The organism is Arcobacter rhizosphaerae (assembly GCF_049472155.1).
GTDB lineage: Bacteria > Campylobacterota > Campylobacteria > Campylobacterales > Arcobacteraceae > Arcobacter_B.
This window is the reverse complement of sequence record NZ_JBMOVW010000002.1, coordinates 249,677-268,782: the sequence shown is the minus strand read 5'-3', so window position 1 is coordinate 268,782 and position 19,106 is coordinate 249,677. Positions and strand designations below refer to the sequence as shown.

At 26.3% G+C, this 19,106-nt stretch carries 21 protein-coding genes; 19 read left to right on the top strand and 2 right to left on the bottom strand.

Going from position 1 to position 19,106, the window contains the following annotated elements; translation table 11 throughout:
* Positions 1-2: 2 nt before the first annotated feature.
* The 11 genes from ACH5BH_RS04405 to ACH5BH_RS04355 all read left to right on the top strand — a co-directional run bounded on the left by ACH5BH_RS04405 (position 3) and on the right by ACH5BH_RS04355 (position 10,930).
* Positions 3-2,561 carry a PAS domain S-box protein gene (locus ACH5BH_RS04405; protein WP_423297579.1) on the top strand — a complete coding sequence of 853 codons (2,559 nt, stop codon included), beginning with the start codon at positions 3-5 and terminating at the stop codon, positions 2,559-2,561.
* A 1-nt stretch (position 2,562) separates the two neighbouring features.
* Complete coding sequence (locus ACH5BH_RS04400) at positions 2,563-3,987, top strand: YdgA family protein (RefSeq protein ID WP_423297578.1); 1,425 nt, start codon at positions 2,563-2,565, stop codon at positions 3,985-3,987.
* 48 nt (positions 3,988-4,035) lie between these two features.
* Positions 4,036-4,860, top strand: coding sequence for a TIGR00282 family metallophosphoesterase (locus tag ACH5BH_RS04395; protein ID WP_423297577.1), 825 nt, complete (start codon positions 4,036-4,038; stop codon positions 4,858-4,860).
* A gap of 1 nt (position 4,861) precedes the next feature.
* Positions 4,862-5,494, top strand: a complete 633-nt coding sequence (locus tag ACH5BH_RS04390) for a 3-methyladenine DNA glycosylase (RefSeq protein WP_404307564.1) — start codon at positions 4,862-4,864, stop codon at positions 5,492-5,494.
* A 3-nt stretch (positions 5,495-5,497) separates the two neighbouring features.
* Complete coding sequence (locus tag ACH5BH_RS04385; RefSeq protein WP_404307402.1) at positions 5,498-6,289, top strand: P-loop NTPase family protein; 792 nt, start codon at positions 5,498-5,500, stop codon at positions 6,287-6,289.
* A 5-nt stretch (positions 6,290-6,294) separates the two neighbouring features.
* Positions 6,295-6,555 (top strand): hypothetical protein, encoded by a 261-nt coding sequence (locus tag ACH5BH_RS04380; protein WP_404307400.1) that lies wholly within the window; start codon positions 6,295-6,297, stop codon positions 6,553-6,555.
* Between the two features lie 25 nt (positions 6,556-6,580).
* On the top strand, positions 6,581-7,291 hold the full coding sequence (gene ubiE, locus ACH5BH_RS04375) for a bifunctional demethylmenaquinone methyltransferase/2-methoxy-6-polyprenyl-1,4-benzoquinol methylase UbiE (RefSeq protein WP_404307398.1): 711 nt from the start codon (positions 6,581-6,583) through the stop codon (positions 7,289-7,291).
* A 21-nt stretch (positions 7,292-7,312) separates the two neighbouring features.
* Entirely contained in the window at positions 7,313-8,566 is a 1,254-nt protein-coding gene (gene xseA, locus ACH5BH_RS04370; RefSeq protein ID WP_423297576.1) for an exodeoxyribonuclease VII large subunit, read from the top strand.
* Between the two features lie 120 nt (positions 8,567-8,686).
* Positions 8,687-9,178 carry a chemotaxis protein CheW gene (locus ACH5BH_RS04365; protein ID WP_404307395.1) on the top strand — a complete coding sequence of 164 codons (492 nt, stop codon included), beginning with the start codon at positions 8,687-8,689 and terminating at the stop codon, positions 9,176-9,178.
* Positions 9,179-9,180: 2 nt separating this feature from the next.
* Positions 9,181-9,573, top strand: coding sequence for a response regulator (locus ACH5BH_RS04360; protein ID WP_423297575.1), 393 nt, complete (start codon positions 9,181-9,183; stop codon positions 9,571-9,573).
* A gap of 7 nt (positions 9,574-9,580) precedes the next feature.
* Positions 9,581-10,930: a response regulator gene (locus ACH5BH_RS04355; protein ID WP_423297574.1), complete on the top strand. Its 1,350-nt coding sequence runs from the start codon at positions 9,581-9,583 to the stop codon at positions 10,928-10,930.
* 15 nt (positions 10,931-10,945) lie between these two features.
* On the opposite strand, the gene ACH5BH_RS04350 is transcribed toward ACH5BH_RS04355, so the two are convergent.
* Positions 10,946-11,467 (bottom strand): peptidylprolyl isomerase, encoded by a 522-nt coding sequence (locus tag ACH5BH_RS04350; RefSeq protein WP_423297573.1) that lies wholly within the window; start codon positions 11,465-11,467, stop codon positions 10,946-10,948.
* Positions 11,468-11,614: 147 nt separating this feature from the next.
* Here ACH5BH_RS04350 and ACH5BH_RS04345 point away from each other — a divergent pair, with 147 nt between their 5' ends.
* The 6 genes from ACH5BH_RS04345 to groL all read left to right on the top strand — a co-directional run bounded on the left by ACH5BH_RS04345 (position 11,615) and on the right by groL (position 15,595).
* Entirely contained in the window at positions 11,615-11,977 is a 363-nt protein-coding gene (locus ACH5BH_RS04345) for a (2Fe-2S) ferredoxin domain-containing protein (RefSeq protein WP_404307387.1), read from the top strand.
* 17 nt (positions 11,978-11,994) lie between these two features.
* On the top strand, positions 11,995-12,378 hold the full coding sequence (gene panD, locus ACH5BH_RS04340; RefSeq protein ID WP_404307385.1) for an aspartate 1-decarboxylase: 384 nt from the start codon (positions 11,995-11,997) through the stop codon (positions 12,376-12,378).
* Entirely contained in the window at positions 12,371-12,691 is a 321-nt protein-coding gene (locus ACH5BH_RS04335) for a YbaB/EbfC family nucleoid-associated protein (RefSeq protein ID WP_423297572.1), read from the top strand. Before panD ends, ACH5BH_RS04335 begins: the two co-directional genes overlap by 8 nt.
* 2 nt (positions 12,692-12,693) lie before the next feature.
* Complete coding sequence (locus ACH5BH_RS04330; RefSeq protein ID WP_423297571.1) at positions 12,694-13,554, top strand: polyprenyl synthetase family protein; 861 nt, start codon at positions 12,694-12,696, stop codon at positions 13,552-13,554.
* A gap of 141 nt (positions 13,555-13,695) precedes the next feature.
* Positions 13,696-13,953, top strand: a complete 258-nt coding sequence (gene groES / locus ACH5BH_RS04325) for a co-chaperone GroES (RefSeq protein ID WP_254577254.1) — start codon at positions 13,696-13,698, stop codon at positions 13,951-13,953.
* Position 13,954: 1 nt separating this feature from the next.
* Positions 13,955-15,595 carry a chaperonin GroEL gene (gene groL, locus ACH5BH_RS04320; protein ID WP_404307379.1) on the top strand — a complete coding sequence of 547 codons (1,641 nt, stop codon included), beginning with the start codon at positions 13,955-13,957 and terminating at the stop codon, positions 15,593-15,595.
* A gap of 158 nt (positions 15,596-15,753) precedes the next feature.
* Here groL and ACH5BH_RS04315 read toward each other — a convergent pair whose 3' ends face one another.
* Positions 15,754-16,539, bottom strand: a complete 786-nt coding sequence (locus ACH5BH_RS04315; protein ID WP_423297570.1) for an AraC family transcriptional regulator — start codon at positions 16,537-16,539, stop codon at positions 15,754-15,756.
* A 104-nt stretch (positions 16,540-16,643) separates the two neighbouring features.
* Between ACH5BH_RS04315 and ACH5BH_RS04310 the strand changes: the two genes are divergently transcribed.
* Together ACH5BH_RS04310 and ACH5BH_RS04305 are read left to right on the top strand one after the other, a co-directional pair.
* Positions 16,644-17,576: a multidrug resistance efflux transporter family protein gene (locus ACH5BH_RS04310; RefSeq protein ID WP_423297569.1), complete on the top strand. Its 933-nt coding sequence runs from the start codon at positions 16,644-16,646 to the stop codon at positions 17,574-17,576.
* Positions 17,577-17,710: 134 nt separating this feature from the next.
* Complete coding sequence (locus tag ACH5BH_RS04305; RefSeq protein ID WP_423297568.1) at positions 17,711-19,093, top strand: methyl-accepting chemotaxis protein; 1,383 nt, start codon at positions 17,711-17,713, stop codon at positions 19,091-19,093.
* Positions 19,094-19,106 lie beyond the last annotated feature (13 nt).

Sequence of the window (19,106 nt, the reverse complement as noted above, 5' to 3'; positions counted from 1 at the left end):
AAATGAAATTGAATTTTTATAGTAAACTTTTCTTAACTTTTATTTTATTCGCAAGTATTTTACTTACTTTTTCTTTATATACATTCAAAAAGTTTTATGAAGAAGATATAAAAAATAGAAATATAAATACTATTTTTAAAAGTTTAGATATACATCAAGAAACATTTAATAATAAACAAAAAAAGCTTGAAAATGTACTTATTAAAATTAGTAAAAGTCAAGCTCTTAATAATTATGAAAATGAAAAAGATGATACTTTAATAAAACAATTACTAGAGCACTATAAAGTAAGTCAAAAAATTATTCATAGTTTTACTCTTATTGATTTAAAAGGAAATGAAAAGTTAAAATATATTTTTGATAAAAACTCTTTAATAAAAGAAGCTTCAAGTTTATATAATATAAAAAGAGAAGAGCTTTTTAGAAATATTATTACAAAAAAAGAAAGCTCTTTTTATCATTCAAATATATATTTAAAAAAGCAAAACAATGAATTATATTTTCCTTTAGTTCCTTTACAAAATATTGTTTTAAGAACAAAAAACTATTTTTTAATGTTAGAATTTGAAATAATGGAAGTTTTTGATGAACAACAGAGAAAATCATTTACTTATTCTTATATTGTTGATGAAAAAGGAGATTTTTTAGTTCATGAAAATAGTAAATATAATTGGTCTTCATACTTTACCCCAAATTATACTTTAGAAAAACTTTTTGATAATCAAGCACAAAATATACTTTCAAAAAATGATTTAATTTTTGATAAATATTTATCTAAAAGATTTTATATCTCAAATGATAAGTACTTGATATTTATAGTAAAATTAAAAAAATTATTTCCTCAAGAGAATTCAAAAAGATTTGAAGAACATTTTGAATCAATTTTATATATAGGATTATTAATTGCTATTGTTTTGACAATACTTTTAAGTGAGCCTATTTCAAAACTAAATAGAAAAATAATAGAAGAAAATAAAGATTTAGATTTAAGTGTAAAAAAAAGTTATTTAGAGTTAAGTGATAGTTTAAAAACAATTGACAATCATATTATGTCAATAAGACTTGATAAAAATGGAGTAATCTCAGATGTAAGTAATGCCTTTTGTGAAGTATCTGGTTTTTCAAAAGGTGAATTAATAGGTCATCCTCATAGAATATTAGTAGATCAAGAATTAGATGACAAAAAATATCAAGAAGTTTTAGATTATATAAAAAAAGGTAACTCTTATAATTTTGAACTTAAATGTTTAAAAAAAGATGGAACTTATTTTTGGTCTGAATCTTTTATTGAACCAAATTTTGATATTAAAAATAAGCTTATTGGCTTTACTATTATTAGAAATAATATAACAGACAAAAAGACTATACAAAAACTATATGATGATTTAAATACACAAGTAAATCAATACAATACTATTTTTGAAAATGTTAATAGTGCTATAGCCTTAGTTGATTTAAATGGAAAGTTTAAAAAAGTAAATAGAAGTGTTTCAGATTTATTTTTATATGACCATCACGAAATCTTATCAATGAACTTTTTTGATTTTATACATAAAGATTCTAAAGTTTTCTTAGAAAAACTATTTGATGAGACATTACAAATTGGTTCAATAAAAAATATAGAAAAAATCTTTATAAATAAAAATGGGGAAGAGATTCATTTAGAATTATCATTGAGTTTACTTTATGATAGAAGACATATTATTTTAGTTATGAATTCATTAGAAGATAAAAGAAAACTTCAAGAATTAAATCAAAATTTAGAAGATAGAATTAGTGAAGAAGTAGAAAAAAGTAGACAAAAAGATAAAATACATCAAGAAGAACAAATAAAAAACGCAAAATTAAGTTCAATAGGAGCCTTAGCTGCTGGAATAACTCATGAAATAAATACACCTTTGACATATATAAAAGGAAACTTTGAAATGATGGGTTATGATATAGAGGATTTACCATCTAGTGAAATAAAAAATAGAATGCTAGAAGATAGTATAAAAATAAATGATGGTATTGATAGAATAGCAAATATTGTTGAGTCTATGAGAGAAATTTCCCAAAGTTCAAATGAAAAGAAAGAGAGTGTAAATATTTATTCCACTTTAATAACTGCATTAACGATGGCATATAATAGATCTAAACAAATATGTCCTATTTTATTAAATGATGAAGAGTTTTCTTTAGGAAGTATTGATAAAAATAAATATGTATTTAATTGTAATGTTCAAAAGCAAAGAATGGAGCAAGTATGGATTATTATTTTAAATAATGCCCTAGATGAATTAGTAAAAATTCAAAATTATGAAAATAGATTATTACGAATAAAAGTTTTTGAAGAAAAAGATTGTGTTGCTATTCAGTTTATAGATAATGCAGGTGGAATAAACAATGATATAATTGATAAAATTTTTCAACCTTTTATTTCATCAAAAGAGCATAGTGGAATGGGAGTAGGATTAAATATTGCTAAAAAGATTGTAGAACAGCAAAAAGGTGAAATTGTAGCATTTAATGAACATAGTGGTGCAGTTTTTGAAGTAAAATTAAAAAAAGATAAGGATTAAGATGAAAAAAATTGCATTATTAGCAATAGTATTAATATTATTAGCTTTAGCACCATTAGGAGTTCAAAATATTATTAATGAAGAAGTTAATAAACAAACACTTCTTTTAAAAGATAAGGGAATAAACGTTGAGGTTTTAACTCAAGAAGGTTATTTAGAAACAAATAGAGAATTTAGTTTAACAATCAAAAATGAAAAAAAGTTTAAAAACTTTTTAAAAGAAAGTTTAATTGAGAAATATCCTTCTTATGAAAAATTAATTAAATCTCTTTTTAACGAAGAGAGTAAAGAATTAGATGAATTTATAAAAGGAATTGTTTTTAAAGGAAATATTAATAATTCAAATATAAATTATAACAGTGATATTAATGTGAATATATATCTTGATAAATTTTCAGATGAAATTATGAATAAACTTAGAGAGAATAAAGAAAAAAATCAAGGAATTTTATCCTTTTTACATAGAAAAGCTTTAGCCTTTGATGTTGTTTTAAGTAATAAGGCAAAATTCAAAAAGTTAACACTTAAAGATATAGATGAACAATCTATTGATAAAAGTTCAAGCGGCAGAGTAAAAGTATTATCTTACTTTATTGAAAATAAGTCTACAGATGATTTATTAAAAGCTCATATAAACCTTGATAAATTCTTAGTAGAAGCATCAAATAGAATAAATGATTATCTCTTAGAAATAAGCTCATTTAATCATGATATTACATACTTAAATGAATATATTAATAGTTCAGATTTAAAACTTGAACATTTGATTTTTACAGCAAAAAAGTCAAATTTAGATTTAAGTGATTTATCTTTAAAGACTAAAGGTGAAGTAGAAAATGCTTTATATAAATCACAGTTAAATATCAAAACAAATGAGATTTTAATAGGTTCAAAATATAAAAAAGCAACTTTAGATAATTTAGCACTTGATATTGAAGTAGGTGATATGAATTATGAAAATGTTAAAGCCTTAAATAGTGCATATCTTGATGTAGAATTAATAAGTTTAGATACTACTTTAACAAAAGATGAAAGAGCACAAAAGATGTCTTATGTGATTGATAATTTTATTAAATCTATTAATGATGTTTTAAATTCGGGAGCAACGTTAAATGCAAAACTTGATGTAAATAATTTCAAAAATAATATGTTTTTGTTTAAAAAGTTAGATTTAGATGTGAATTTAATTTTAAATAAAAATAAACTTTCTTTCCAAACTTTAGACAAAAAAGATATTTTAGCAAATGTTGATGGAAATGTAGTTTTATTATTACCTAAAGATGATTTTATTAATTTTATGAAAAAAATAAATCCATCTGTAGCAATGCTTGTAAATGCTTATTCTAAAACACAAAATAGTGATGTTTTATTTGATGTAAAAATTGATAAGGGAATGATAACAGTAAATGATAAAAAGCTAAACTAAAACTTTTACTTGATACAATTTGCCAATTAAAAGTCTACAAGGAAAGTTTTGAGATTAGCATTTATAGGTGATATAGTAGGAAGACCTGGAAGAAGAATAATAAAAGAGAATTTAGTAAAAATAAAAGAAGAATATAATATTGATTTTGTTGTAGCTAATGCAGAAAATGCAAGTCATGGTTTTGGTTTAACTATCAAAAACTGTGATGAATTGTTTAAAGCAGGAATTGATGTAATAACAGGAGGAAATCACTCTTTTGATAAGAAAAAAGAGATGTTTATTCTTCTTGAAACAAAAGCAGTACTAAGACCTGACAATTATCCTGAGGGTGTTCCTGGAAGTGGTATAAAAATTTGCGAAGTTGAAACTTCAAAAGGACTTGAAAAAATAGCAGTAGTAAACTTGATGGGGCAGTTTTCAATGCCAACTGTTGAAAATCCTTTTAACTGGGCAAAAAAAGTAGTCTTAAAGCTTCATGACGAAGGTGTAAAAAATATTTTTATTGACTTTCATGGAGAAGCTACAAGTGAAAAAAGAGTTATGCTTATGATGTTTAAAAACCAAGTAAGTGCTATTTGTGGAACACATACTCATGTAGGAACAGATGATTTGCAGATATATGAAAACACTGCTTATTTGACAGATATAGGACTTACAGGTTGTAGAGATAATGTTATTGGAATGGACTCTTATGTTCCAATACAAAAAGCAACAACTGGTCTTGGGGGACATTTTGAAGTACCAAATTCTTGTAAAACTATTTTACAGATGATGATAGTTGATATAGAAGATGGGAAGGCAGTAGATTCTTTCAAAATAAAAAAACTATGTGATAAAAAAGAACATATAATCACAAAGGCAATGCTTGACTGAGATTAATAACTCTTATGATTTATTAGTTTATCTAAAAAATCAAGATTTAATTCCACATAATTTAGAGTATTGGTGGCCTAATAATAATGATTTTGAAATATTACTAGGTTCAATACTTACTCAAAATACTAAATGGCAAAATGTAGAAAAATCACTTGAAAATTTACGAAACCTTGATTTACTAAGTTTAGAAAAAATAAGTGAAGTTGAACTTAGTTTATTAGTAGAAGCAATAACTCCAAGTGGTTTTAAAAATCAAAAATCAAAAAGGCTTATACTTTTAGCAAAAAATATACTTGATGAATTTGGCTCTTTTAATAGTTTCAAAGAAAATGTAACAAGAGATTGGTTACTTAATCAAAAAGGAATAGGTCCAGAAACTGCTGATGCAATTTTATGTTATTCTTGCCATCAAGAATATATGGTTGTTGATTCTTATACTAATAGATTATTAAAAAGATTTGGATATGAGTTTGAGTCATATTACGATATACAGACATGGATAGTATATGGAATTAATGAAAATTACGATAAAATAGCCAAACTTTATGGCTATGAAATTAGTTTAAATAAACTTTATGCAAGGTTTCATGGCAAAATTGTCGAGTTTATGAAACGCAATCCAAAGGGTTAATTGATGATTATAATTCCACAAACAAAAGGTGGTGTAGGTAAATCTACAGTAGCAATGCAAGTAATTGCTCCATATTTATATAAAAAACATGGTAAAAAGATTACTTATATAGAAGTTGATGATGAGAATAATGATAGTAGGTCTTTTACAAGAACAGAAATTGTAAATAAAAGAATGCTTGGAACTAATAGAATAACTGAATTAGATGAGCTGATTTTAATGGATGATAATCATGAAGTTATAGTTGATGTAGGTGGAAATAAAACTTCTACATTAGTACTTGATGAGATTAAAAAAGTAGGTTCATTCGGAAATGTAAAATGGATTATTCCTTTAGGTGATGGTGAGCTTGATGGGAAAAATGCAATAGCAACCATGAAAAAAATCAAAAAAATTGAAAAAAATCCTGAAGAAAATCTGATATTTGCTTTAAATAGAGCTATTTCTATGGATGAAGATTATTATCAAGAACAATATATAAACTTTTTTGGTCATAAATATTTAGACTCAAACTCAGTTATTTGTGATTTTGTAAAAGATCCAAAATATTTCCCTGTTCAGAATGATAAAGTAATTACAATGAGTAGATACTTGGGTTCTACAGTTTGGGAAATGGCTTATAATAACACTGATTTTGGAGCAAAAGCTATCCAAGCAAAAGAGATGGGTGATATTGAAAGTGCAAGAAAATATCTTTTTTTTAGAAGAATTCAAACAGAAGCAAAAGATTATGTAATCAATGTATTAAATAGAATTTTTTGTGATTTAGATCAGTGGATTGATATCAAGAAATGAGTGATATGAGTTTTAAACAAGCAAAAGAGCTTGTTGAACGAATGGAATTTTCAGAACTTTCTTTAAGAAAGGCAACTAAAAATTTAGAAAAAACATCTAAAAACTTTGAACAGTCAAATGATTACTTTCATAAAACACTTCAAAAACAAGAAGATGTTTTAAATATGTTACCAAAAGCAGATAAAAAAATTTCGCTTTTATATTTGGCATTGGCTGTAAATATTGGATTTATTTTAGGTCTTTTAGTTGGTAAATTTATTTTTTAAAAATATGAATAGGATTTAATAAATTATGGGTAAACAAGAAAAAATTGTATCAATGTTTAATGACATTGCTGGAACTTATGATGTAGCGAATAGAGTTTTATCAATGGGTATTGATAAATCATGGAGAAATAAAGCTTGTAATAAAACATTTGAACTATACAACAAAAAAGAGATTGAAAAGATAGTTGATGTTGCTTGTGGTACAGGTGATATGATTATGTTTTGGAAAAAAATTGCAAAAGAAAATAATATTGCTTTAAAAAATATTGTTGGTATAGATCCAAGTGTTGGTATGATGGAAGTAGGGAAAAAGAAACTTCCTGATGTTGAATTTATTGAAGCTTTTGCTACAGATATGCCACTTGAAAATGAAAGTGTTGATATTATTTCTATTTCTTACGGAATTAGAAATGTAGTTCAAAGACAAGAAGCTTTTGATGAATTTGCTAGAGCTTTAAAAAAAGATGGATTAGTTGTAATTTCAGAGTTTACAAAAAATGAAAAAACAAACCCACTTGATTATTTAACAGACTTTTATATAAATAAGATTTTACCAACTTTAGGTGGGTTAATTTCAAGAAATAAAGAAGCTTATACTTATTTACCAGACTCTATTGATGAGTTTTTAACAAAAGATAATTTATGTAAAGAGTTAAAACAAGCAGGATTAGAACCTGTTCATGTTAAATCTTTTTCTATGAATATTTCTACATTAATCATTGCAAGAAAACTATAGTTTCTTGCAATAAGGATATATATGAATTCTCCTTTAAGTGTAAGCTCACTAAATGCACAAATAAAATCTCTTCTTGAAACTACTTTTATTAAAGTGTATGTTGAAGGAGAAGTTTCAAATTTAACTTATCACAATTCAGGACACATTTATTTTTCTGTAAAAGATAGTACTTCTACTATTTCATGTGTAATGTTTAGAGGTAATGCAAAATATTTAAAATTTCAACTTGAAGTTGGTCAAAAGATAGTTATTACAGGAAATATTACTGTTTATGCCCCAAGGGGTAACTATCAGCTTTTATGTAGCAAAATTGAACCATCAGGACAAGGTGCTTTAGCTTTAGCTTTTGAACAATTAAAAAATAAGTTAGAGCAAAAGGGTTATTTTAATCCTGAAATCAAAAAACAACTTCCAAAATATCCTAAAAAAATAGCTTTAGTTACTTCACCTACAGGGGCTGCAATAGAAGATATGAAAAAAGTAGCTCATCATAGATGGCCTTTAGTAGAGTTTATTTTAATACCTACTTTAGTTCAAGGTGAGGGTTCGGCTTATGATATTGCTCAGAGCATAAAATATGCAGATACTTTAAACTGTGATATTATGATTGTAGGTCGTGGTGGAGGAAGTATTGAAGATTTATGGGCTTTTAATGAAGAAATTGTAGCAAATGCAATTTATGAAGCTACTACACCTACTATTTCAGCTGTAGGGCATGAAATTGATTATCTTATTTCTGATTTTGTAGCAGATATGAGAGCTGCAACTCCATCAAATGCTATCGAAATAGCACTTCCTGATATAAATGAACATAGAATATATTTAGATAGTTTGGCAAATGAATATATAAATAAAACAAAAAGAGTTCTTGAAATTAAGCAACAAAATCTTACAAATCTAAAAAGCTTATTTGAACAGAACTCTCTTGCTTCAAAATTTAGTTTTATTGAGTCTCAAATCAAACTTTTAAAATCTTCGTTTCAAGCAGATGTATCTCAAAAAATTGTAGTAGCAAATAATAATTTGAGCTTTTTAAAGACAAGTTTTTCAAATACTTTTGAACAAACAATCTCAAAAATGCAAAACCAAGTAAATATGTTAAAAAATAGTTATGAGCAAAATCATCCAAATAATAAAGATAAAAAAGGTTTTGTTCAAATAACAAAAAATAACAAAGTGATTTCTCTTGAGGAACTGAAAAAATCAGATAAAATATCTCTTCAAACACCCAAATATATTGCTACATGTACAATTGATGATATACAAAAACAATAATTATTTAAGTTTAGAAAAGATAAAATAAGCATAACTTATAGTATAACATGTAATCTTTGTATTTATTGCATTACATATAATTTATAATTAACTAATAATATAGCTTTTAAAGGAAACCTTATGGAAACTAAAGAACAAGAAAATGTAGAAGTTATTGATTATGCCAATACAAGTGAATTTATGACATTTGAACTTGGCGCAATGAAATATGCAATAGAACTACCTAAAATTAGGGAGATTTTAACTTATCCTGAAAACATTACTGTTTTACCAAATACTTCTGGATGGGTAAAAGGACTTATTAATTTAAGAGGTGAAGTTGTTCCTATTTTAGATGTAAGAATTAAATTTAATACAAGCGAAGAGCCTGTTTATGATGAAAATACTTCTGTTATCGCTGTAATAACAGAAGATAGTAGAATGATCGGTATTGTTGTTGATTTAGTTGATGATGTTCAAAGATTAGATACTAGTACTTTAGCACCTGTTTCAGAAATGGGTTCTGCAATTCCTGCAAAATATTTAAAGGGTTATGTAAGACTAGATAATAATGAAATGCTTGTAATAATGGATATTGAAAAAGTAGTGGCAAAAGAAGAGTTAAAAGACTAATTATGACAGATATGATAGAAAGACTAAGAGAATTAAAAATTCTATTTGTTGAGGATGAAGTTGATTTATTAGATATTATTACTGATGCCCTAGATAGTTTAGATGTTGAGTATTTAACAGCTGAAAATGGAGTCGAAGCTTTAGAAGTAATAGATAATAATCCAGATATTAATATTATCGCTACTGATATTAATATGCCTCAAATGGATGGTCTTGAATTAATTAGAATATTAAAAGAAAAAAGAAAACTTACTACTTCAATTATTGTAATGTCAGCTCACTCTGAGTCTGAATATATTCAAGAAGCTGAAAAACTTGGAGTAGATCATTATCTTGGAAAACCTTTTGATTTTATAAATTTTATAAATTTGATTTCAAGTATGGAAATTAAATAAAAAACTTATGGATAAAAAACTTTTAAAAAAATTAAAAATATTATATGTAGAAGATGATACTCTTGTAAGAAATGAATTACAAGAGTTATTATCAGATTTTTTTCAAAAAGTTTTTGTTGCCAAAGATGGGCAAGAGGGTTTAGAAATATACTTCGATTATAAAAATGAAATTGATGTAGTTTTAACAGATATTAATATGCCAAGTTTAAATGGTATAGATATGTTAAAAAGAATAAGAGAAGATTCTAAAAAAATTCCTGTATTTATAACAACTGCATATTCAGATAATGATTTATTAGCAAAAGCTATTAAACTTAAAGTATATGAATATCTAGTAAAGCCAATAGATGTAAGATATTTATTAAATCAAATGAATGAATTAGCAAATATTTTATATCAAGAATCATTAATTCATAAACAAAATAAAGAATTAGAAGAATACAAAAGAGTAATCGATGCAAGTAGTATAGTTGTTAAATGTGATGAGTATATGAAAATATCTTATGTAAATGATTTATTTTGTCAAACAACTTCTTATGATAATACCGAATTATTAGGACAAGACTTTAAAATTTTAAAGCATCCTGATGTTTCTAATGAGATTTATACTAATATTTATAATCAAGTTTTAAATGGTAATGCTTGGCATGGAGTATTAAAAAACCTTACAAAAGAACATAAAACTTTTACTACTGATTGTTATATAATTCCTGTTAAAAATGATTTATCAGAAATCACAGGTGCAATTTCTATTCAAAGAGATATTACAGAAGAATTAGATAAAAAAAGAAATATACAATTATCATTGATGAAAGATAAAAGTGAAATCTTTATTAGAAGTAAAGAAGGTTCTGCTGAACAAAATATGATTATCAATAATTTGAAAAAAGAATTAAGTATTTTAAAAAGAGAATTAGATAAATCTAAAAAAGATATTGAAAAATATATTTATTCACTTGAAAAATATAGTTTACATAATAAACATCTAAGAACTGAGCTTGCTGGATATAAAAAACAAGCTAGTGAACATACTAGTATGCTTAAAATTATGAATGAAAATTCTCAATTAGAATATAAAGTTAAAAAATTAAATAAAAAATGTGATGAACTAATTGATAAGTATGAAAAGCAATTCCAACAATTAAAAATGGATTATCAATTAGAAATTGATGACTTAGAAGAAAAACTTACTGATATTACTCAAAAATATGAAGCTATTGAAACTGATGATGCTTTAATTGAGAAACTTGAATATTGGAAACAAAAAGCTCAAACAGAAATGCTAAGAATTGAAAATTTAGAAAAACAAATAATTGCTTATGGAGATAAAGAGTTTATGAAAAAAGTTTTTAAATAGAAGCTAAGTTAGCTTCTATTTAATAGTAATTGATTCTATTTTTTGATCTACTAAAGGTTTGTTTCCTTTTACAGTTGGTACACTTTCTATTTTTTTAACAATATCAAAACCATTTTTTACATAACCAAAAATAGTATGTCTTCCATTTAGCCAGTAAGTAGGAACAGTTGTAATAAAGAATTGACTTCCATTTGTATTTCTACCTGCATTAGCCATTGCTAAAATACCTGCTTTATCAAATAATGCTTTAGATGAAAATTCATCTTCAAAAGGTTTACCCCAAATAGATTCTCCACCTCTTCCTGTTCCTGTTGGATCTCCACCTTGAATCATAAAGTTTTTTATAACTCTATGAAAAATTAAACCATTATAATAACCATTTTTTGCATGAGTTACAAAGTTTTCAACTGCTTTTGGTGCAAGATCTGGTCTTAGTTCTACCTCAAAAGAACCTTTATTTGTTTTAAATACAGCAATTGGATTTGCTGCTTCTAAAAGTAACACGAATGAACAAAGAATAAATAAAATTCTTTTCATAATTATCCCTTATAATTTTATTTTGTAGGAAATTAGTATATTATGTTTGGTTTAAAAAAAAATTAAAATCAATTTTTTATTAAAATTTAAAAAAAAAGTGTTAAAATTCGCTGAATTATTGTAAAATGCGAACAAAAAGGAAAAATAATGTCTATGCCATCAATTCCACAACCTACATTTTATATATTTAAGTGTGAACAAGCATCACCTCCTGGGATGCCAAAACCTTCATGTGTAAATGAAAATACTAGAGATTTATTTAATCATACAGCACAAAGTATGATGCAAAAAGGATTGATGGGACCTGTACAGGTTGTTAGAACATCATGTTTAGGTAGATGTCAGATGGGACCTGTTATGTTAGTAGAGCCAGGACATTATATGTACTGTCAGTTATCTAAGGAAAAAATAGATAGAATAATTGAAGAACATATAGTTGGTGGAAGCCCTGTTGAAGAGTATTTAATACCAAAACAGTACTGGGGTGAACCAGTTAATTTAGGAAGTTAAAAAGAGGAATTAAATATATGACATTTGATATGCTATATAGTAAAATTCATAGAGCAACTGTTACAGATGCGAATTTAAACTATGTTGGATCAATTACAATAGATGAAGAACTTATGCAAGCTTCTCATTTAAGAGTTGGTCAAAAAGTTGATATTGTAAATATTAATAATGGTGAAAGATTTCAAACTTACGTAATAAAAGGTAAGGCTGGAAGCAAAGATATGTGTTTAAATGGTGCAGCTGCAAGAAAAGTTGAAATTGGTGATAAAATTATAGTTATTGCTTATGCTTCATATAATGAAGCAGAATTAGAAAACTATAAACCAACAGTTGTAATTGTGGATGAAAAAAATAATATTGATATGATAACAAATGAACTAGTAGGATCTGATCATGTTTGATGGAATTGACTTAAAAAATCTTGATTTAAATTCGATGATGAAGCAAGTTCAAGACATGGCTGACAATGCAAAAGAAGAAAATGCAAATAAGGTATTTACTTCAAAAGCAGGTGGAGGAATGGTAGAAATTTCTATAAATGGAAACTCAGAAGTAATTGATTTACAAATCGATGATTCGCTACTAGAAGATAAAGACTCTTTACAAATTCTACTCATTTCAGCAATGAATGATGTAATTAAACAGTCTGATGAAAATAAAAAAATGATGGCTATGAATATGATGGGTGGTATGAATCCATTTGGCCAAAAGTAAATATGAAAGAACTTTTAAATAAATTTGAAGATTACTTACAAAGTAATCTTCCAACATCGAATACATTTCATCCCCATTTTGAAAAAGCTTTAGGTGATATGCTTCAAGCAGGTGGTAAAAGATTTAGACCAATGCTTTTACTTTCAGTTGTAAAATCAAATAAAAGCTTACTTATCTCAAATTCTATGCCTGTAGCTTTAGGTTTAGAAATGCTTCATACTTATTCCCTTGTACATGATGATTTACCATCAATGGATAATGCAGATTTAAGAAGAGGTTTTCAAACACTTCATAAAAAGTATGATGAAGTAACTGCTGTTTTAGTTGGAGATGCTTTAAATACTGAGGCCTTTAGACAAGTTTCAAATGCCCCTTTACATAATGATGTAAAAATTGAATTGATAAAAACTTTAAGTAGTGATGGTGGAATAAATGGAATGATAATAGGTCAAGCAATTGACTGTTATTTTGAAAACCAAAAATTAGAACTTAAGCAATTAGAATTTTTACATATTCATAAAACTGCAAAATTGATAGCGTGTGCTTTAAAAATGGGTGCTATTATAAGTGAGTATGATTTAGAAACTCAAGATAAACTTTATAATTTTGGAATTGATTTGGGATTGCTTTTTCAAATTCAAGATGATATTATAGATGAAACTTGTACCGAAGAAGAAGCAGGAAAAACAACTCAAAATGATGAAGCTAAGAATTCATTTGTTAATTTATTAGGACTAAAAGGTGCTATAAATGCAGCAGATGAATTAGCTTTAAAATGTGAAAATACACTTGAAACTTTAGATAATAACTTAAAAAACTCTCTTGAAGAGCTACTATTAAAGTACATAAATAGACATAAATAAGAGTTTTTTCAAACTCTTAGTCATTTTAACTCAAAGTACTTGACAATTAATCAAAAATTTTATAAAATTTTAGCACTTAAAAAATTAGAGTGCTAAAAGTACAAATAATAATTATAATAAAACTTAATAAAAGGAAATACTATGAATTTTAAACCACTAGGTAAAAGAGTTTTAGTGCAAAGAACAGAAGTTGAAGAGAAAACTGCAAGCGGAATTATTCTTGTAGATTCTGCAAAAGAAAAACCAAACACGGCAATAGTTAAAGCGATTGGTTCGGAAGTAACTGAATTAAAAGAGGGTGATACTATTGTATTTGAACAGTTCAGAGGAACTGAATTCACTTTAGATGGTGAAGATTATTTAGTATTAGATATTGAAAATATTATAGGAGTTATGTAAGATGGCAAAAGAAATTTCATTTAGTGATAATGCAAGAAATAAATTATATACAGGTGTTGAAAAACTAGCTGATGCTGTAAAAGTTACAATGGGACCAAGAGGAAGAAATGTATTATTACAAAAATCTTTCGGTGCTCCAAATATCACAAAAGATGGTGTTTCAGTAGCAAGAGAAATTGAACTTGAAGATACATTAGAAAATATGGGTGCTCAACTTGTAAAAGAAGTTGCTTCTAAAACTGCTGATGAAGCAGGTGATGGTACTACAACTGCTACAGTATTAGCTAATTCTGTATTTAAAGAGGGATTAAGAAATGTAACTGCTGGTGCAAATCCTATTTCATTAAAAAGAGGTATGGATAAAGCAACAGAAGCAATTTTAGCTAACTTAAAAGCTTCTTCAAAAGTAGTTGCTAATAAAACTGAAATTGAGCAAGTTGCTACTATTTCTGCAAATTCTGATACAGCAATTGGTGCTATGATTGCAGAAGCTATGGATAAAGTTGGTAAAGATGGTGTTATTACAGTTGAAGAAGCTAAAGGTATTTCTGATGAGTTAGATGTAGTTGAAGGTATGCAGTTTGATAGAGGTTACTTATCTCCTTACTTTGTAACTAATTCAGAAAAAATGATTACTGAGATGGAAAATCCATTTATTTTATTATATGACAAAAAAATCTCTAACTTAAAAGAGATGTTACCAATCTTAGAATCAGTTAACCAAGCAGGAAGACCACTTTTAATTATCGCAGAAGATGTAGATGGTGAAGCATTAGCTACATTAGTTGTAAATAGATTAAGAGGTTCTTTAAATATTGCAGCTGTTAAAGCTCCAGGATTTGGTGATAGAAGAAAAGCTATGTTAGAAGATATTGCTGTATTAACAAATGGTACAGTTATTTCAGAAGAAATGGGAATGAAACTAGAAACTGCTGAATTCTCTTGTTTAGGTACTGCTGCTAGAGTTGTAATTGATAAAGATAATACTACTATCGTTGATGGTACAGGTTCAGCTGATATGGTAGCTAACAGAGTTAATCAAATCAAAGCTGAGATTGAAAATACAACTTCTGAGTACGATAAAGAAAAATTACAAGAAAGATTAGCAAAACTTTCTGGTGGTGTTGCAGTAATCAAAGTAGGTGCTGCTACTGAAACTGAAATGAAAGAGAAAAAAGATAGAGTTGATGATGCCTTATCTGCAACAAGAGCTGCTGTTGAAGAAGGTATTGTTCTTGGTGGAGGAGCTGCATTAATAAGAGCTGCTGCTAAAGTATCTTTAGACTTAGAAGGTGATGAAGCTATTGGTGCTGATATTGTTTTAAGAGCTATTAAAGCACCTATGAAACAAATCGCATTAAATGCTGGTTTTGATGCTGGTGTTGTTGTAAATGAAGTAGAAAAATCAGATAATGAAAACTTTGGATTCAATGCTGCAACTGGTGAGTATGTAGATATGTTCGAAGCAGGTATCGTAGATCCTGCAAAAGTTGAAAGAGTAGCAATGCAAAATGCAGTATCTGTTGCATCTTTATTATTAACAACTGAAGCAACTGTAACTGATATCAAAGAAGATAAAGCATCTGCTCCTGCAATGCCTGATATGGGTGGAATGGGCGGAATGCCTGGAATGGGAATGTAAGTAAACGTTAAAAAAGAGTGAATATTTTCACTCTTTTAGTTTATGCAGACGAAGTGGTCGAAGCGTAGCATAGCCACGAAGTCCGAGAGACAACTCTAGAGTTTCTTGACATTTTCAAGAAACTCACACTCTTATATCTAATTTAAAATAATCACAATTTATAAACTATTTAATTTTGAAGGGGTATATCCATAATATCTTTTAAATACTTTTATCATATATGATTGGTCTGTAAAACCTGACTCAAAAGCTACATGAGATAATGGAATATTTTTTTTGATTAAATTTTTTGATAAGTTTACTTTTTTTATTTGAATATATTGATTTGGAGTAATACCAATATGTTTTTTAAACTCTTTAATTAAGTGATATTTTGTAATTCCTACTTCTAAAGCTATATCTGACAATGAAATTTCTACTTTTTTATCATAGTCATTTATAAATTCTATTGCTTTATTAATTGTATTTTTTGAGCAAGTTATATTTGCTATAGAAGGGATTTTATCATTTGTATGATATTTTAAGATATATTCAATAAACTGAATTATATAAGTCTCAATATCAATATTATTATTTTTATTACTTATTAGATTGAAGATAAGATTAAAAAGTTTTACAGCTTTTATATCATTTATTATAGGATTAAATAAAATATTTTTTACTAGGTTATTTTGTGTTAAGTCTTTTGATATATCATTTATTAGTTCTCTATCAATCATAACATTTAAGTATGACCAACTACTATTTTTTGTTGAGTGTAGTTCATAAGGATTTACAACTTGTAATGTACCTAGTCCTAAGTTAAATTTATCTTTTTCATTTTCATATATGTGCTCACCTTTATATATCAAACTAAAAGAGTATTCTTCATGGAAATGTTTATTTAATGTAATATTTTTAAATTTATTATTGATAAATGATACTTGTTGTTCTATGCTTTTCATTATGATACTTTCTTTTATGATTATACTATATAAAATATTTGCATATCAATATTTTACTATAGAAAAAATTCAAATAAAGGTATATTTGATAAAAAAGGTTTTTTGTGAGTAAATTAACACTTAAGATAGTAGTTTATGGTTTATTAGCATCATTATTCTTTAGTTCAACATTTATTTTTAATAAGTTTATTGCTCAAGATGGTGGACATTGGTTTTGGTCTGCAACTCTTAGATATATTTATATGCTATTACTTTTATGTATTGGATTTTATATTTTTAAAGGATATGGGTATTTAAAATCTTTATTTATAGAGTTTTATAATCACTTTTTATTTTGGAGTATTTCAGGCTCAATCGGATTTGGTGTATTTTATGCTTTGATTTGTTATGTTGCAGATAGTTCTCCCGCTTGGGTTGTTGCTACTACTTGGCAGTTTACTATTATAGCTACTCTTTTTATTTTATTCTTTTTTGGTAAAAAAATATCAAAATTAACATGGTTTTTTGTAGTAATTATTTTTATTGGAATAAGCCTTATTAATATTACATACATAAGCATAGATAACATTACAACACAAATTTTTAATATATTCTTGATTCTTATAGCAAGTTTTGCATATCCTATTGGTAATCAGCTGGTTTGGGAACTTCAAAATAATGAATCTCTTTGCCAAATAAGAAAAGATATAATAAGAAATACTTTCTCAAAAGTTTTTTTATTGTCTTTAGGAAGTTTACCTTTTTGGCTTATTTTATTTATAGTTCTTGATGTAGATAAACCTTCTGTTAATCAGTATATTTCTATGCTATTAGTAGCAATTTTTTCAGGTATTATGGCTACTTCATTGTTTTTATATGCAAGAGCAAAAGCAAATAGTTCCTCAAAAATTGCACTTGTTGACTCTACTCAATCAGGGGAAGTATTGTTTACATTAATATTTGAAATAATATTTTTAACAGTTTTACTTCCTTCTTCAATTGGAATAATAGGTATCTTTTTTACAATAATTGGTCTTGTTGGATTATCTTTTATTTAGTCATATATAACTTCTTTATACTCCTATTAAAAAGTTTTAATCAACTAAAATAACTTTAAAGTAGTGTTGATTCTAATCAATAATCATTTGAATTAATTTTGTTAAACTTCAACTTATTAATATTAGGAGAATATATGTTTAATTTAAAATCATTATATTTTAGAATGACAATTATACATTTAATGGGAATCTTTTTACTTCCTTTAAATGCGTTATTATTTACAAGTGATTATATTTCACAAATTATTCAAATACTACTTGCTTTAGCATTGATTGTACATGAATTAGATGAAAGAAAAAATGGAAATAACTTATCAAAAGAATTAATTAAATTTTTAAGAAATATGGATAATAAAAATGTTTCTTTAAAGATAAATACTTCTATGGCTAGTGAATACTCGGAGATAAAAGATGTTGTAGATAAAAGAGAAGAACAGCTTGTTTTAAAAGAGCAAGAAGAGTCAATTTTGATTCAAGAAGCAAAACAAGTTATGAATAAGCTTAAGCACGGAGATTATTCAGAAATTATTACTTCAAAAACATCAAACCCTTCTTTAGAAGAGTTTAAAGAGAGTGTAAATGATATGATTCTTGAAACAAAGCAACATTTTTCATCTATGAATAATATTTTAGAAAAATATATAAACTATGATTATACAAAAGAATTAAAATTAAATAAAATATCAGATGATAGTGAAATGAAACTTTTAGTAATAGCTATAAATAAACTAAAAGAGGCAATTACACAAATGCTTTTAGAAAATAAAACAAATGGAAAAACTTTACAAAGTTCAGCTGATATATTACTAAATAATGTAGATAAACTTAATAATTCTTCTTATGAAGCAGCTAGTAGTTTAAATAATACAGCTGTTGTTTTAGAAGATATTACTCATAATATAGTGGAAACATCAAACAAAACTCTTGAAATGTCAAGTTTATCAAATGCAGTTGTTAACTCTGCGAAGTGTGGAGAAGATTTAGCATTTAAGACAAATAATGCAATGGATGAAATTAATAAACAAGTTACTAATATTAATGAAGCTATTTGCGTTATTGATCAAATAGCTTTTCAAACAAATATTCTTTCATTAAATGCAGCTGTAGAAGCTGCAACAGCGGGTGATGCTGGAAAAGGTTTTGCAGTTGTTGCTCAAGAAGTAAGAAACCTAGCAAATAAAAGTACAGAAGCAGCAAAAGAAATAAAACATCTTGTAGAAAGAGCAAACATAAAAGCTAATGAGGGAAAAAACATAGCTCAAGATATGATTGAAGGGTATAATTCTTTAAATAATGATATTAATAAAACTATCGACATTATAGGAACAGTATCTAGTATTTCTAAAAATCAACAAACAGGAATTCATAAAATAAATGATGCTATGAATATATTAGAAGAACAAATTAAAGCTAATACAGAAGTTTCATCTCAAACAAATACAATTGCTAAAAAAACCTCAGATATTGCTAATAAAATTTTTAATAATGCAAATGAAAAAAAATTTGAAGGAAAATAATCAAAGAATAAGG